This window comes from Burkholderia sp. Bp9016 (assembly GCF_003857765.1).
In the GTDB taxonomy this organism is placed as follows: domain Bacteria; phylum Pseudomonadota; class Gammaproteobacteria; order Burkholderiales; family Burkholderiaceae; genus Burkholderia.
In genome coordinates, this window is sequence record NZ_QTPY01000031.1 from 14,969 (window position 1) to 30,046 (window position 15,078).

13 protein-coding genes are annotated in these 15,078 nt (G+C 67.5%); 3 read left to right on the forward strand and 10 right to left on the reverse strand.

Going from position 1 to position 15,078, the window contains the following annotated elements:
- Positions 1–258 precede the first annotated feature (258 nt).
- Complete coding sequence (locus tag DIE13_RS28240) at positions 259–726, reverse strand: MerR family transcriptional regulator (protein ID WP_124830337.1); 468 nt, start codon at positions 724–726, stop codon at positions 259–261.
- A gap of 77 nt (positions 727–803) precedes the next feature.
- Between DIE13_RS28240 and DIE13_RS28245 the strand changes: the two genes are divergently transcribed.
- Positions 804–2,048 carry an NADH:flavin oxidoreductase/NADH oxidase family protein gene (locus DIE13_RS28245; protein ID WP_124830338.1) on the forward strand — a complete coding sequence of 415 codons (1,245 nt, stop codon included), beginning with the start codon at positions 804–806 and terminating at the stop codon, positions 2,046–2,048.
- A 233-nt stretch (positions 2,049–2,281) separates the two neighbouring features.
- Here the strand turns inward: DIE13_RS28245 and DIE13_RS28250 are convergent, their stop codons facing one another.
- From DIE13_RS28250 to DIE13_RS28270, 5 genes are all read right to left on the reverse strand, one after another.
- Positions 2,282–4,402, reverse strand: a complete 2,121-nt coding sequence (locus DIE13_RS28250; protein ID WP_124830339.1) for a TonB-dependent siderophore receptor — start codon at positions 4,400–4,402, stop codon at positions 2,282–2,284.
- A 35-nt stretch (positions 4,403–4,437) separates the two neighbouring features.
- Positions 4,438–5,916, reverse strand: coding sequence for a PepSY domain-containing protein (locus DIE13_RS28255; protein WP_124830340.1), 1,479 nt, complete (start codon positions 5,914–5,916; stop codon positions 4,438–4,440).
- Positions 5,917–6,164: 248 nt separating this feature from the next.
- Complete coding sequence (locus DIE13_RS28260) at positions 6,165–6,653, reverse strand: hypothetical protein (protein WP_124830341.1); 489 nt, start codon at positions 6,651–6,653, stop codon at positions 6,165–6,167.
- Positions 6,654–6,737: 84 nt separating this feature from the next.
- A complete protein-coding gene (locus DIE13_RS28265) occupies positions 6,738–6,920 on the reverse strand; it encodes a hypothetical protein (RefSeq protein ID WP_124830342.1) in 183 nt (60 codons plus the stop codon).
- A 70-nt stretch (positions 6,921–6,990) separates the two neighbouring features.
- Entirely contained in the window at positions 6,991–7,314 is a 324-nt protein-coding gene (locus DIE13_RS28270) for a DNA-binding protein (protein ID WP_124830343.1), read from the reverse strand.
- Between the two features lie 576 nt (positions 7,315–7,890).
- Between DIE13_RS28270 and DIE13_RS28275 the strand changes: the two genes are divergently transcribed.
- Complete coding sequence (locus DIE13_RS28275; RefSeq protein WP_124830344.1) at positions 7,891–8,523, forward strand: LysE family translocator; 633 nt, start codon at positions 7,891–7,893, stop codon at positions 8,521–8,523.
- Between the two features lie 75 nt (positions 8,524–8,598).
- Here DIE13_RS28275 and DIE13_RS28280 read toward each other — a convergent pair whose 3' ends face one another.
- Positions 8,599–10,227, reverse strand: a complete 1,629-nt coding sequence (locus tag DIE13_RS28280; protein WP_124830345.1) for an NADP-dependent glyceraldehyde-3-phosphate dehydrogenase — start codon at positions 10,225–10,227, stop codon at positions 8,599–8,601.
- Positions 10,228–10,775: 548 nt separating this feature from the next.
- The gene (locus tag DIE13_RS28285) at positions 10,776–11,726 is read right to left on the reverse strand and encodes a LysR family transcriptional regulator (RefSeq protein WP_124830346.1); all 951 of its coding nucleotides are present in this window, start codon (positions 11,724–11,726) and stop codon (positions 10,776–10,778) included.
- Positions 11,727–11,947: 221 nt separating this feature from the next.
- On the opposite strand from DIE13_RS28285, the gene DIE13_RS28290 reads away from it, so the two are divergent.
- Entirely contained in the window at positions 11,948–12,973 is a 1,026-nt protein-coding gene (locus DIE13_RS28290) for a DUF1338 domain-containing protein (RefSeq protein WP_124830347.1), read from the forward strand.
- Between the two features lie 132 nt (positions 12,974–13,105).
- On the opposite strand, the gene DIE13_RS28295 is transcribed toward DIE13_RS28290, so the two are convergent.
- Together DIE13_RS28295 and DIE13_RS28300 are read right to left on the reverse strand one after the other, a co-directional pair.
- Positions 13,106–14,614 carry a DKNYY domain-containing protein gene (locus DIE13_RS28295; protein WP_124830348.1) on the reverse strand — a complete coding sequence of 503 codons (1,509 nt, stop codon included), beginning with the start codon at positions 14,612–14,614 and terminating at the stop codon, positions 13,106–13,108.
- Between the two features lie 225 nt (positions 14,615–14,839).
- On the reverse strand, positions 14,840–15,037 hold the full coding sequence (locus DIE13_RS28300) for a CsbD family protein (RefSeq protein ID WP_124830349.1): 198 nt from the start codon (positions 15,035–15,037) through the stop codon (positions 14,840–14,842).
- Positions 15,038–15,078 lie beyond the last annotated feature (41 nt).

Here is a 15,078-nt window from a genome sequence, read left to right on the forward strand (position 1 = left end):
CGGCTGCATCGAACGGCGCGGTGCGGGGGCTGTACCGCGCCGGCCGTCGATGCGTCGGCGGCGGGCGTGGGCGGCTTCGCTGCACGTGCCCGCGCGATCCGGACGAGGTCGGCGCGCGAGCGCCATCGTCCGGATTTTTTATCGTGCATGCCGGCAATGCGTTGCCGATGCGGCATGCGTGCGACTCTGCGCATCACCCGATCATGCGTCGACAGCACGGCGGACAGATCGCGGTTGCCGGTGCCGGTGCCGGTGCACTTACGCGCGCTTTCGTAGCAGCCGTGGCGGCGATGCCGGCACGGGCGCGGGCTCCGGCTCCGCCGCCTCCTTGCACAGCTTGTCGAGCATGCGCTGTGCGGCGGCCGCGCAATCCTCGCCCGCCGGCTTGTTCGCGATCTCGTCGATCAGCGCCTGCAGGTTGCGCCGGTTCTGCGCGAGACGCTGCTCGAGCAGCGCGATTTCATCGACCTTGTGCCGCAGCGCGTGCAGCAGCTCGTCGTGCGGCCATGCGCCGAGATCGGGCGGCAGCAGCGCCCGGATCTCGTCGAGCGCGAAGCCCGCGCGTTGCGCGCGGTCGATGATCGCGAGCCGCGTCAGCGCATCCGACCCGTATTCCCGATAGCCATTCGCCTGCCGGCGTGCCGGTTCGAGCAGGCCGCTCGCTTCGTAGAAGCGGATGCGCGACGCCGCGAGGCCGCTGGCCCGTGCCAGTTCACCGATTTTCATGTTGGGCTCCAAAGAGGCTTGACCTTGAAGCTGACTTTAAAGTTATGGTTGGGCATCGTCAATCGAGGAGATCCACCTTGAACCTGTTTGCGCCCCTGACACTGCCCAATGGCGCGGTGATTCCGAACCGGCTCGCCAAGGCCGCGATGGAAGAGAACATGGCCGATACGGATCACGCGCCGTCGGACGCGTTGCTGCGCCTGTACCAGGCGTGGGCCGACGGCCGGGTCGGCCTGATCCTGACCGGCAACGTGATGGTGGACGGTCGCGCGATGACCGGCCCGAACGGCGTCGTGCTCGACAGTGACGCGCACCTCGACCGCTTCCGGCGATGGGCACAGGTGTCGCGCTCCGGCGGCGCGCAGGTGTGGATGCAGATCAACCATCCGGGGCGCCAGATGCAGGCGGCGCTCGGCCAGACGACGCTCGCGCCGTCGGCCGTGCCGCTCGCGCTGGGCGCGCTGTCGAAGCAGTTCCCGGTGCCGAAGGAAATGACGGAGGCCGACATCGCCGACGTGCAGCGGCGCTTCGTGCGCGCCGCGCAGCTCGCCGAGCAAAGCGGCTTCACCGGCGTGCAGATCCACGCGGCGCACGGCTACCTGCTGAGCCAGTTCCTGTCGCCGCTGACCAACCGCCGGCAGGACGCGTGGGGCGGCAGCATCGAGCATCGCGCGCGGCTGCTGCTCGACATCGTGCGGGAGGTGCGTGCGACGGTGTCGCCGGCGTTCGCCGTGGCGGTGAAGCTGAATTCGGCCGATTTCCAGCGCGGCGGTTTCAGTGCGGACGATGCCAGGCGTGTGGTCGAACTGCTGAATCCGCTCGGCGTCGATCTCGTCGAACTGTCGGGCGGGAGCTACGAAGTGCCGGCGATGCAGGGCGAGGCGCGCGACGGGCGCACGCTGGCCCGCGAAGCGTATTTTCTCGAGTTCGCGCGGGACATCACGGCCGTCGCACGCATGCCGCTGATGGTCACGGGCGGCATTCGCCGCCGCGCGGTGGCCGAAAAGGTGGTCGACAGCGGCGTGGCGATGGTCGGCATCGCGACCGCGCTGTCGATCGAGCCGAACCTGCCGCGCGACTGGCAGGCCGGCAAGGACAGCGCGCCGGTGCTGCAGCCGATCCGCTGGAAGAACAAGGCGCTGGGCGCGCTGGCCAACATGGCGGTGGTCAAGTTCCAGCTCGCGCGGTTGAGCGTCGGGCGACGCACGCATCCGGACGTGTCGCCGCTGCGCGCGCTGGTGTCGCAGCAGCTTGCCGCGCAGTGCCAGACGCGGCGCTACCGGAAGTGGATGGCACGCCGCGCGGCCGCCCCGCGCGCGTGACGCGCATGCGTGTCCGGCCGCATTATCGGGCCGGATGACGGATGGCCCGGGCCGCCGTGTGCCGGGTCGATTCTTTCGGATTGCCGTGTGATGCGCCGCGCTGCCGGCCGCCGCTGCCGGCCTGTCCCATGCCGCTTTCGCGCACGCACACGCCGTGGTCGGCGACCGCGTCTTTCCGGCGACGATGGCCGTCGACGGGCCGCCATACCAAGGCGCCGCCGCGCCGCGCGGCGTCAGAACCGGTAGTTCGCGAGCACTTCGAACCGGCGGTCGTTGCCGATCAGATACTGCGTCTCGTTGTAGTACGCGGACTGCACGTAGCGCCGGTTGAACACGTTGTAGGCGCGCGCGGTGATCGTCGTGTCCTTGCGCGGCTTCCACGCGAGCCCGAGGTCGACGTTCGTGTACGACGGCATCACGAGCGTGTTGGCCGTGTCGGCAAAGCGCTTGCCGACATACTTGATGCCGGCGATGCCGGTCCAGTCCGGCGCGAAGCGCCAGCTCACCCACAGGTTCGCGAGCCGCTGCGGCACCGACACCGGCACGTTGCCCGCACGCGAGACCGTCGTGCCGCCGGACGCCTGCTGGAAGTCGTCGTATTTCGCGCGCAGGATCGACACGTTCGCGTCGACGCGCCAGTCTCTCGCGATCTCCGCGCCGACCGTCGCTTCCAGCCCGCGCGACGATTGCCGGCCGACCTGGATCGACTGGTTCGGGTTGAGCGGATCGGCCGTCAGGAGGTTGTCCTTCACGATCCGGTATGCGGCCAGCGTCCATTCGGCCTTGCCGTCGAGGAGCGACTGCTTCACGCCGATCTCGATCTGCCGGCCGGTCGCGAGCGTGAAATTCGCCTTCGACGCATTCAGCGACAGCAGCGAGGTGATCGGATCGGCCGCGACCGAATACTGCCCGTACACGGCGAGACCGGGGCGCACGTCGTACACGGTGCCAAGGCGCCAGCCCGTGTTCGCGAACACTTTCGTGAACGCACCGCCGTTCACGAGATCGTCGCGGTTCACGCTTGCATGGTCGTAGCGCAACCCGCCGATCACCGACCAGCGCGGCGTGATTTCGAGCCGGTTCTCCGCGAACAGCGCGTACTGGTTCGCCTGGCTGCGGTACTTCGGATACGTGCCGGCCACGTTGACGAAGCTGCCCGGATCGAAGCTGAACGGATCGACCGTCGACGTGCCCGAATACGGCGAATTGTTGTCGTGCTGGAATGTCGTGTGGTTGAACTCCGCGCCCGCCGAGAACGTGTTGCGCATCCCGAGCAGCATGCCGGTCGCGGTGGCCGTCGTCACGTTGCCGTACTGCTGCTGGTCGTGGAAAATTTCCGTGTAGCTGCTGCGCCGGACCTGCGCGCTCGACGGCAGGTACGTGTAGTACTCGGCATCCTTCCAGTGGCGATTGCTCTGCATCCGGTACAGCGTGCTCGTCACGTTCAGGCCGTCGCTCGGCTGCCAGTTAGCCGACACCGTCGCCCAGCTGTCGCGGAACGCGATGTCGCTGTCGCCGACGTTGTAGTTCTTCCTGTCGAGCGCGCGATCGCGCGCGCCGTTCACGAGCGGTACGCCGAAATATTGCATCGGATGCTGGAAGCCTTGCGCGTACGACGCCGTCACGTACAGGTCCGGCGTCACGTCGTAGCGCAGCGCACCCGAGATCGACAGGTTGCGCGAATCGCCGCGATCGACCCAGTTCGCCGAGCGGTTGCCGCTGATGTCGAAGCGGTACGACAGCGCGTCGTTGATCGCGCCACCGCTGCCGAACGCGACGCGCGCCGTGCGTTCGGTGCCGCCGCCGACCTGCAGTTCGTTGCGGATCGGTGTGCGGGTCGGCTTCTTCGGGACGATGTTCACGACGCCGCCGATCGCGCCTTCGCCGTAGATCACCGAAGCGGGGCCGCGCAGCACGTCGATGTGGTCGACCGACCACGTGTCGAACGGAAAGGTGATGCCGATGGCGCCATACGGGCGTACGCCGTCGTAGAGCTGCGTGACCGACGACGCGCCGACGAAGCCGCGCGCGCTCAGCTCCGAGTCGCCGTTGCCGGGATGCGGCGATGCGCTGATGCCGGCGGCGCGGCTCACCGCATCGACGATCGAACTGTCGCCGCGCGTGTCGAGCGTCGCGCGGTCGATCCGTTCGACGCTCGCGGGCGTTTCGAGCGGCGTCAGGTCGAGGCGGCTGCCGATATCGAGCGGCTGCCGCAGCGGCGCGACTTTGCGTGCATCGACGCGGATCGGCTCGAGCATCGTACCGGCACCGTCGCCGCCGCCGCTTTCCTGTGCCTGCCCGAGCGGTGCAAAGGCCGCGAGCGCGGCGGCGGGCAGCATCAATCTGAACTTCATGTTTCGGGTTCCTTGAAGGGGGCGTCGTTCGACGATCAGGCTGCCGCGCGCGTCGCGCGGCCGAACAGCAGGCGGTCGATCGACCACACTGCGACGATCGTCAACCCCGTCAGCGGGAACACGATGCCGAGCAGCACGAGCCCCGCGATCCAGCCGCGCATCGGCGGCGCGCCGCGTTCGCGCGACGGTGCGCCCAGCGTTCCCGCCGGACGACGCTTCCACCACATCACCGCGCCCGTGACGGCCATCGCGGCCAGCCCGAGCGACAGCGCCGCGCAGACGATCTGGTTCGCGAGCCCGAAGTAGCGGCCCATGTGCAGCGACGTGCCGTACGACACGGCTTGCGATACCGCGCCGTAGTCCGCGTAGTGGATGTCCTGCAGCACCGCGCCGCTGTACTGGTCGATGGAGATGGTGCGCTCCGCTTTCGGGTCGGCCGGGAAGTACGACGCGGTGAATACGCCGTCGGGGCCCGACGGCAGAGCGAGCGTGTAGCCGCTCGTCACGCCGAGCCCGGCGACGATCGCGATCGCGCGTGCGAGCGGCAGCGGCGCGGACGATGCCGGCGCCGATGGCGAATCGGGAACCGGTACGTTGCCCACCGCCCAAGGCGTTTGCGGCAGCGGCAGGTCGTCCATCACCATGCCCGGCATCGATTCGCCGGCTTCGTGATGGTGATGGCCGGCCGGCGCCGCGGCCCGTGCCGGTGCGGCCGAGGCAGCCGACGCCGCCGCGCCCGGGCGCGTCGAACGCATCGACCCGCCGCCCCATGCGCCCGGCGGCGCGCCGAGGTTCACGGTCGCGGCCAGCGCCTTGAAGTTCTTGCCCCACGAACCCGACCACGGCAACCCGGTCAGGATGAATGCGACCGTACCGGCCGCGAGCCAGATGCCGGCTGTCGCGTGGATGCTCTTCCACAACGGCCTGCCGCGCAGCGACAGGTCGGGCCGCAGTGCGCGGCCCACGCGCGTGGCGCCGCGCGGCCACCACAGCGCGATACCTGTGCCGATCATCACGAACGTCCAGCATGCGGCGAGCTCCATCAGCAGCTCGCCGGTCTTGCCGAGCAGCAGCTTGCGATGCAGCATCCGGTCGACCTGCATGAAGCGTTGCTCGACGCTCAGCGTGCCGAGCACGCTGCCGTCGTACGGGTTCACGTACACGCTTTCGCGGCTGCCGTCGCGCAGCCGGAACACGTATTCGGCGCTGCGCTCGGGCGCGGTGGAAACCTGCGCCGAAACCGGCGTCGCGCCGGCCGGCATCGCGGTGCGCGCCTTCGCGAGCAGCGTGTCCGGATCGAGTCGCGGCGTCGCGCGCGGTTCGACGATCAGCCGGTGCGGATACAGCAGCGGCTCGATTTGCGGCTGGAAGCAGTAGAGCGTTCCCGTGATCGCGAGGATCACGAGAAACGGCATCACGAACAGGCCGGCATAGAAATGCCAGCGCCAGAGCGTCCGGTAACCGGCGCTGGCGGAACGGGCGGGCGACAGGGCCCGCTCGACGGTGGTCGACATGGTGTCAGCTCCTCGGGTTCGTCGATCGGTCGGGCCGGCATGGGCCGGCCGCCGTCGACGCGCGGCACACCCGCGTGCGCGCGGCGGCGAAACGGACGACGGCACGTCATGCGCGGCCGGTCATGGCGCGCATGGCGACGTCGCCCGGGCGGCGGGCGCAGTCGGGTGATCGCTTGAATCGGGTGGTGTGAAACGAACGGCGTGACGGTCCGCGCACGTCGACGTGCGCGGACCATCAGGCGAAACGATCAGCAGAACAGGGGAGGCGCGCGGGAGGGCGGGCGGTCGTCGAATATCGATCGCACGACGCGAGGGATGCCGAAGCGAATCCGGAACCGCCGCGGCACCGCGGCGGGAAACAACAGCACCAGCGCCGCGAACGATGTCAGCGCCGTGAACAGCGCCGCGCCGAATGCGCAGAGGCCGTCGTCGCTGCCGGCGGACGACGCTGCATTGCCGGCGTGTGCGTCATGCTTCAGTGCGTCGGCGAGCGCGAACGCATCGTTGGCCGGTGTGATCGGCGCACCCGCGTCGAAACGGGTGGCGCGTGCTGCCACGTCGACGATCAGCGGGCCGCGCCCCGAACACAGCACCACCGAGCCCGCATCCGGACCGTCCGGATCGAGCATCACGGCGCCCGACATCAGCGCGCGGGACAGCAGCGTGACGAGGAGGACACCCCACAGAAGCTGTCGCGCGACGCCTTGCCGGAACAGGAAGCGGCGAAGTGCGTTCATGGCGCGCGATTGTACATCCGATTGGCTGGCGGCCCGGTTGCGGTGCCGGGAGGCGGGGTGTGCCGGTGTGCCGCGGAGGGGCGTTCAGCGGACGCGGCGCGGGTCGGCGGCGTCGTTTTCGTCTTCGTCTTGGTCCTTGCCCTTATCGGCCAGCCGATCGGAGAGGTCGGCGGCCGACAGGCGCCGCATCGCCCGTTCGACGTCGTGATCGTAGCGGCGATCGTTCGGGTCGGGATTCTGCCGGGCCTTCCGGTTCCTGATGCTCATCCGGTGCGGTCATCGGGCATGCGCGCGTATCGGTCGCGGTTCGTCATCGAGATCGACGCGGCGCGCCGGTTCAGACCGGATACGCATCGTCGACCTTCAGGTTCGCGAGCCGGAACAGCGTGCGCAGCGTCTGCGGATGGATGTCGCGGCGCGCGGCGAGCGACGTCAGCATGAAGTCGAGCACCTTCGCGTAGCGCAGCAGCACGAGGCAGCGCGTGAGATCGGCGGTGCCACTGCGCATGTCTTCGGCGAGACGGACCATCTGGCCGGACAGCGTGCGCGCCATGTCCAGTTCCATCTGCTGCTTTTCGGTCCAGTCGGGCAGCGGCTGCTCGAGCAGCTTCGCGAGAAAGAGCTGGAACGACGTGTCGGACGAGTTGGGCAGCGCATCCATGGAAAGCCTCGTTGCTTCGCGGTGTTCGTGGCCGCGCCGATCGGCGGCGCGGCTTGCATGACAAACGGGATGCAGGTTCCGTACCAGCGCCGCGATCCAATTGTTGCGCAATGTTGACGCGCGTCGCGGCGTCGGTCGTTGCGTCCCGCCGAGACTGGCTCGCGCGAAAAATCGAGGCGGCCGTCCATACGCGTCGCGACGTGGCGCACGCGGGTGCGGCGGCGGTCGAACGAATGAAATGCTTCAACGATGTAACGTAACGCAGGTTCAAAACGGGCTTCGTGTTCCTGTCGGCGACGAGCGGGAAGGCCGTGGTCGGGCGGTTCGCGCGGCATCCGCGCGGCGCCGGGCACGGCGACCCGCAACGCCCGACCCTGACCGAGGAATGCCGCAATGCCCACGCGCCGGATGTTTCATAACCGAAACAGTCCGAGCGCGCCGGCCCCGACACGGATGCAACGTCATGCGCAGGCATGCGCTTCGCGCAACTGGCCCAGCGAATTGCCGGCCAACTGTCCATGGGCAGATGCCGCGCATTTGCGAACAATCGATCGATCATCCCCCGCGAGGTTCGACATGAGCGTCCACGCCTTTTTCTCCGCCAACCTGCTGCTGGCTTACACGGCTTATTTCGTCGGCACGGCCAGCCCCGGCCCGAGCAATCTCGCGATCATGTCGGTCGCCGCGAACCATGGCCGCAAGGCGGCGCTCGTATTCGCGCTCGGCGTGATTTCGGGATCGATGTGCTGGGCGATGGTGGCCGCGCTCGGCGTGTCGGCGGCGCTGCTCGCGTGGTCGAAGCTGCTGGTCGCGATCAAGCTGTTCGGCGGCGTGTACCTGCTGTGGCTCGCGTTCAAGTCGGGCCGCACGGCATGGTCGCCCAACGCGGCGGCGACGCTGAAGACGACGCCCGGGCAGCGGCTGTCACGCTTCTACGCGCGCGGTGCGATGCTGCACCTGACGAATCCGAAAGCCATCCTGGTGTGGGTGTCGATCGTCGCGCTGTCGTCGAACGGTTCGGGCGCGTCGCACGGCGCGGTCGTGCCGGGCTGCATCGCGATCGGCTGCATGGTGTTCGGCGGTTATGCGCTGGTGTTCTCGACCGATGGTGCGCGCCGGTTGTACGTCCGTGGCCGGCGGGCGATGGAAGCGTGTCTGGCGGTGGTGTTCGGTCTGGCGGGGATCCGGCTGCTCGCGTCGAACGTCTGAACGGACGACGCGTGCCCGTCCGGACGATCCGCCGCACGAACGCACGGCGGATCGTCCGTCGCCTCGCGCCGCGCTTCAGAAAATGAAGCCCGTATTGATGAACTTCGAGTAGTGATCCGACACGATCGAGTCGAGCAGTTGCTTGCTGCCGTCGGTCTGCTTCGCCGCAACCATCGAGCGGATCGAGAACGCGCGCAACGCGTCGGTCACCGACAACGTGCCCTCGGCCGAATCCTTGCGCCCCGCGAACGGGAACACGTCGGGCCCGCGCTGGCACTGACAGTTGATGTTCACGCGGCACACCTGATTCACGAGCGGATCGACGAGCGCGCCGATCTGCGCCGGATCGGAACCGAAGATGCTGACCTGCTGGCCGTGCTCCGACGTGGTCACGTAGTCGAGCGCGGTTTCGACGTCGTCGAACGGCGCGACCGGGATGATCGGCCCGAACTGTTCCTCGCGATACAGCTTCATCCCTTCGGCGACCGGATACACGACGGCCGGATAGAACAGCGTCTTGCTGAACTCGCCGCCCGACTGGTTGACGACCTGCGCGCCCCTGGCCTTCGCGTCGTCGATCGCGTCGGTCATGTACGCGGTGCGATGCATGCCCGGCAGCGGCGTGATGCTGACGCCTTTCTCCCAGGGCATCCCGATCTTCAGCTGCTCGAGCGCGGCGGTAAAGCGCTTCAGGAATTCGTCGACGATCGAGCGATGCACGAGCAGCATCTTCAGTGCGGTACAGCGCTGGCCGTTGAACGACAGCGCGCCGAGCAGGCACTCTTTCACGGTGAGGTCGAGATCGGCGTCGGGCAGCACGATCGCCGCGTTCTTCGCGTCGAGGCCGAGGATCGCGCGCAGCCGGTGCGACTTCGGATGCTGCTTCTTCAGATAATCGGCGACCTTGCTCGAACCGATCAGCGCGAGCACGTTGATCTTGCCCGACGCGAGCATGTGCGGCACGACCACGGCGCCCGGCGCGTAGATCGTGTTGATCACGCCTTTCGGGAATGCGTCGCGGAACGCCTCGAGCAGCGGTTCGAACAGCAGCGTGCCGTACTGCGGCGGCTTGAACACCACGGTGTTGCCCATCAGCAGCGCGGGGATCAGCGTCGCGAAGGTCTCGTTAAGCGGATAGTTGTACGGCCCCATGCACAGCACGACGCCGAGCGGCGTGCGGCGGATCTGGCCGATCGTGCCTTCGGCGATCACGAAGCGCGAGTTCGCGTTGTCGAGCTCCTTCAGCGCATCGATCGTCTGCGTCATGTACGTGACGGTGCGGTCGAACTCCTTCTGCGAATCGGCGAGGCTCTTGCCGATTTCCCACATGATCAGGTTCACCACCAGCTCACGCTGCGCGACCATCCGCTTGATGAAGTCCTGCATGCACGCGATGCGTTGCTCGACCTTCATCGTCGGCCACTCGCCGCGGCCCGAGTCGTACGCGCGCACCGCGGCGTCGAGCGCCGCGTCGCTTTCCGTTTCGCCCATCACCGGGTAGCTGCCGATCTCCATCTGCGCGACGCTGCCGTCCGGCTGCCGCACGCACACGGGCGACAGCACGGTCTTGGTCGTGCCGTCCCACGGGCGCAATTCGCCGTCGACCAGCGACACGCGCTGGTGGATCGGCGAAGCGAGCCGGTATTCGGCGGGGATGTCCTGATAGGCGGGAAACAGCTGCTGCAGAGAGGCGGAATCGGGCATGACGGTCTCGTTTGACGGGTGGCCGGAAAGGACGGGCGACACGGAATCCTGAGCTGAATGATCCTCGATCCTGAATCGGCATCATGACGCGCGCACGACGTCGCGTCACGCGGCGGCATGGCCGAAATACGGAATGGAACCAGTTCCATTAAAAAGCAACGCCGTGCCGATTGCAAGAATTGCCGACCGCCATCGTTCAATCCGAAAGGAATTCGAAGGATTGTGTCCGGTTATGAGGGATATGCCGCTCAGTGCGTGCGCAAACGTTTTACTTCGGCCGGTTTGAGTGGATAATGACCGGCGCGGCAAAGCAAAAAAATGCAGGGAACCTGAGAGAACCTACGCAGTGAAGAAGAAAGTCCGCCGCGCCGCCGATACGAGGTCGGCTGCCCGGAGCGTCGGGTCGGGGCTGCCCCGGCCCGACGCGCACCGGACACAGGGCCCGTCGTTCGCTCGGTCCTTCCTTCCGGCGATTTCGTCGCCGCGATTTCCCCTCCCCCGGTTTCCCCCGCCGCGAAGCAGCCGCTGAACGCCTGACGCACGTGGCGCTATTCGATGTCCTCGTCGTCTTCGTCATCCTCCTCGTCGCGTTCCTCCTGCCCCGGCGCCGCATACGCGCTCGCCTGTTCCAGCAGCCATGCGCGGAACGATTCCAGCGGCTTGCTGTGGCTGAACTCCGTCGGATACACGAGGTAGTACGCCGAATCGCCGACCGTCGCCGCGTCGCACGGCACGACGAGACCGAGCTGCTGCAACTGTTCCTCGACGAAGAACTTCGGCACCAGCGCGATTCCGAGCCCGGCCGCGGCCGCGCTGATCAGCATCGTATGCAGCTCGTAGCGCACGCCCTGCATCGTGCGGATGTCCTCGATGCCGTGCGTCTCGAACCATTGCGCCCACGCGCCGGGACGCGTGGTGGAGTGCAGCAGCGGATACGCGAGCAGATCCTCCACGCGTTCGACCGGCCTGTGGAGCAGCGACGGCGAGCAGATCGGCACGACTTCCTCGCCGAACAGGTAGTCCGACGACGTGCCGGGCCAGGTCGGCTTGCCGTAGTGGATCGCGGCTTCGAAGTGCGTGTCCTCGAACGAGAACAGATCGGTGCGGCTGCCCATGTTCACGCGTACGTCCGGCGTGCGGTCGTAGAAGCTCTTGATGCGCGGGATCAGCCAGTGCGACGCGAAGGTCGGCAGCACCGCGAGCTCCAGATAGCCGCCGCCGCTGCCGTGCGCGATGATCGACAGCGTGTCGCGGTCGAGCGCCTCCAGCGCGCGCCGCACCTGCGTGCCGTACAGCTTGCCGGCGCGCGTCAGCACGACGCGCTGCTTCACGCGCGCGAACAGCCGCACGCCGAGGCTTGCTTCGAGCGTCGCGATTTGCCGCGACACCGCGCTCTCGGTCAGGAACAGCTCCTTTGCCGCGTGCGTGAAGCTCTCGTGGCGCGCCGCGGCTTCGAAAGCCACGAGCGCACCCATGTTGGGGATCTTGAATTTGCGCATGATGTTTTGTCTGACGAACGGACCCGCCCGAGGCGGGCCGGCGGACGCGTGCGGAGGGCGTGAATAATTCCAAAAACTCATCACGTGTCAATTTAATCTCGCTTTACGCCCCGCTGCAACCCTTTGAATAATGCTTCCCGTGCAAGGTCAGGCGCCCGCCGGGCGGCCGGCCACCGAGTTGCCGGCACGTTTGCCGGCGGTCCCCCGACACGAGAATCCTGATGCGCAATCCGAATATCGAGAGCTTGCTGACGAAGCTGCTGGGACAGGCGAAGACCGACGCCCTGTTCGCGACCCTGAACATGCCGGCCATCCTCGAAGAGTGGGAAGCCGACGTCGTCACGCGCGCGGAAATCGCGCAGGCGATGAACATGGCGCTGTTCGAGGGGCTGCTCGAACGTTCGGCGAACGGTCGCGCCTATACGGCCGACGCGATCGAAAGCGGCGGTTCGGTGTACTTCGATCACGGCGCGCTGCGCACGGTGCGCTGGCCCCATACCGGCGCGCTGCCGCCGGGCGAAGCCGCGTTCACGCGCATCCTGCGTCCGCTCGGCTTCCGCCTGAACGGCCGTTATCCGCTCGACAAGCTCGGCATGACCGGTCGCGCATACGCGCATGAAGACGCACCGGACGAGATCGCGCAGTTCTTCGTCAGCGAACTGCATCCGGAGCGCTTCTCGAAGGAATTCCAGCAGGCCGTGACGAACGTCGTGAGCTCGTCGCGCGACCCGCTGTCGCCGGCGGCCGTCGCGCTCCTGTGGGAGATCGAGCGCGAAGGCTGGCTGTCGCTCGACGCCGCGCACGCGCTGCTGCCCGAAATCGTCGGCGCATTCGCCCGCCAGCACGATCTGCCGAACGAACTCGACTACGAGACGCTGCTGCTCGAATCGGCCGAGATGGCCTGGATCGCGACCGAAGGCAACGCGTTCAACCACGCGACGGATCGTGTGGCCGATGTATTCAAGCTGTCCGACGACGAGAAGGCGAAGGGCCGGCCGATGAAGCCGGAAGTCGAACGCTCGCGCTCGGGCCGCGTGTTCCAGACGGCCTATCGCGCGGACATCGTCGAGCGCGAATTCCGCACCCGCGACGGCGGCACGGTCAAGCGCAACGTGCCGGGATCGTTCTACGAATTCATCACGCGCCGTCGCACGTTCGACCAGGCGGCGCGCCGCTGGGTGACGGACCTGCGCTTCGATGCGGGTAACGCGCAAGGCATCTTCAAGATGACGGCGAACGCGAAATAGCGGACGCGAAGCGGACGGCGGTGCGGGCGGCGGCGTGAATCTCGCGCCGGCATCGGCGAGCCGCGGCCAGAGGAATCAACCGATCGGGCAGGGCGCGGCAGCGTCCTGCCCGTTTGCGTTGGGCGGCGTGTGTCAGTCGCGCGGGGCCGTGGCGTCGCGCAGCGTGCGCGCGTCATAACGGCGGGTATCGTCTCGCGCGGTCCCGGGCTCGACGACGCGGAAGCTCGCCGGATCGGCGCCGTCGATTTCGACGAGGCTCACATGGCCGACGATATACGCGTGCTTGCGGTCGCGTGCGAAATCGTCGTCGATGAATTCGAGCGTCGGCAGATGCACGCGCTTCGTCGATACCGGCCGGCGGCCGAAGAACAGCTTGTCGCCGGCGCGCAGGAACGTCGGGTGGAGCACCCGGAACTCGCTGGCCGGCACGTCGACCTGCAGCGGCTTGCCGTCGCAGAACAGGCGCTCGCCGTCCCACGCGTAGCTGCCTTCGACATGCAGCCGATCCGGGTCGATGCCCTTCTTGACGACGCCGAGATGAAACGCACGCGTCGCGTCGCGCGCCCAGCCGCCGGACAGCACGCGGAACGCAGCCGGATCGGCGCCGCGTAGCGGCTGCGGCTGTGACGGCGAGAACGCGTAGAACACCGTGGCGCCGTCGGTGAAGTAATGCTTGCCGAGCACGCGGACCGCATCGATCGGCTGGTCCGAGAAGCGGGTCAGCTCGACCGGCATTTCCGCGCAGGTCCGGTGCGCCCAGTGAATGCCGTGCGCATCGCCGCACAGCCAGTCGATCGCACCGAAATCGAACAGCGTTTCGCGCGCCGCGAAGGTCGCGGGATCGAAGCCGGTCAGCGTCGCGTCCCGGAACCGGACCGTTGCCGCCGCGGCCGGCTGCCGCCGCCGGTGCCACCAGTAGTCGTGCAGCGCCGGGCGCATCGTGAAGAAGCTGTGCCATTCGTCGAAGAGGCGCGTTTCCTGCACCGTCTGCCGCTCGCCGGATTCGATCGGGCCGATCCGGTCGGTGCAGCGCAGGTAGCCGGCCGCGTCGGGCCCGCACAGGAAGCTCTCGCGATCGATGTCCTTCGGCCGGCCGTAGTAATACACGCGATTCGCATCGGCGAAATAGCCGCCCGGGAAGCCGATCGCGCTCGCGCCATGCGAGCCGTTGATGCGCCGGCCGTTCATGTAGATCGATTCGTCGTCGGTCGCCAGGTACGCGTGCTCGCGCATCTCGAACGTGACGCCGTGTGCGTCGTCCGGCCTGTTCCAGGTTTCGTAGACGAGCGGCCGGAATGCGTGCGGGCTGCGCGTGCGGATCGTGCGGCCGGTGATGTAGTACGCCTGCCGCGCATCGCGTGCGTAGCGCTGGTTCAGGATCTCGAACGTGTCGAGATCGGCGTCCTCGATCCGGTAGTAATACAGCGACACCATCGCGCTGCCGAGTTGCGCCTGCACGATCACGTGCACGCCGTCGGTGAACCAGCGGCCGCCGATGCAGCGAAATGCTTGCGGCCGCTCGATCGGCAGCGGCTTGCCGTCCTTGCCCCACAGCGGCAGGCCGTCCGCGCGGCGGATCACGGTGTCGCCGGCGATAGCATAGTCGGGATGGTTGGTGTCCTGCAGAAGCGGCTGGGGCATGGCGAAGGGCCCGCGGGTGTCGTGGCGGTCGCCGTAGTATGCCGTGGAATGGCGGCGGCGCGTGGCGGCGCCGCGCGATCAGAAAATGTGCGTGACCAGAAAGAACAGCACCAGCAACCCGATCGGTACGCCGAGCAGCCATGCGATCAGATACTTGCCCATGTCGATGTTCTCCTCGGTGCCGCGACGCGCGGTGCGTCGCGGCGGGGTGAGACGACTTGCGCGTTACAGCTCGCGATCGAAATCGCGCAATTGCTTCTCGGCTTCGTCGCGCGCGATTCCGTAACGCTCCTGGATCTTGCCGACCAGATAGTCGCGGTTGCCTTCGGCGACCGTCAGGTCGTCGTCGGTCAGCTTGCCCCACTTGGCCTTCAGCTTGCCGGTGAGCTGCTTCCACTGGCCCTTGATCTTGTCCTCGTTCATCGTGTGCTCCTCATCGAGTTGGGGGAGAAAAGAGCGGCGCT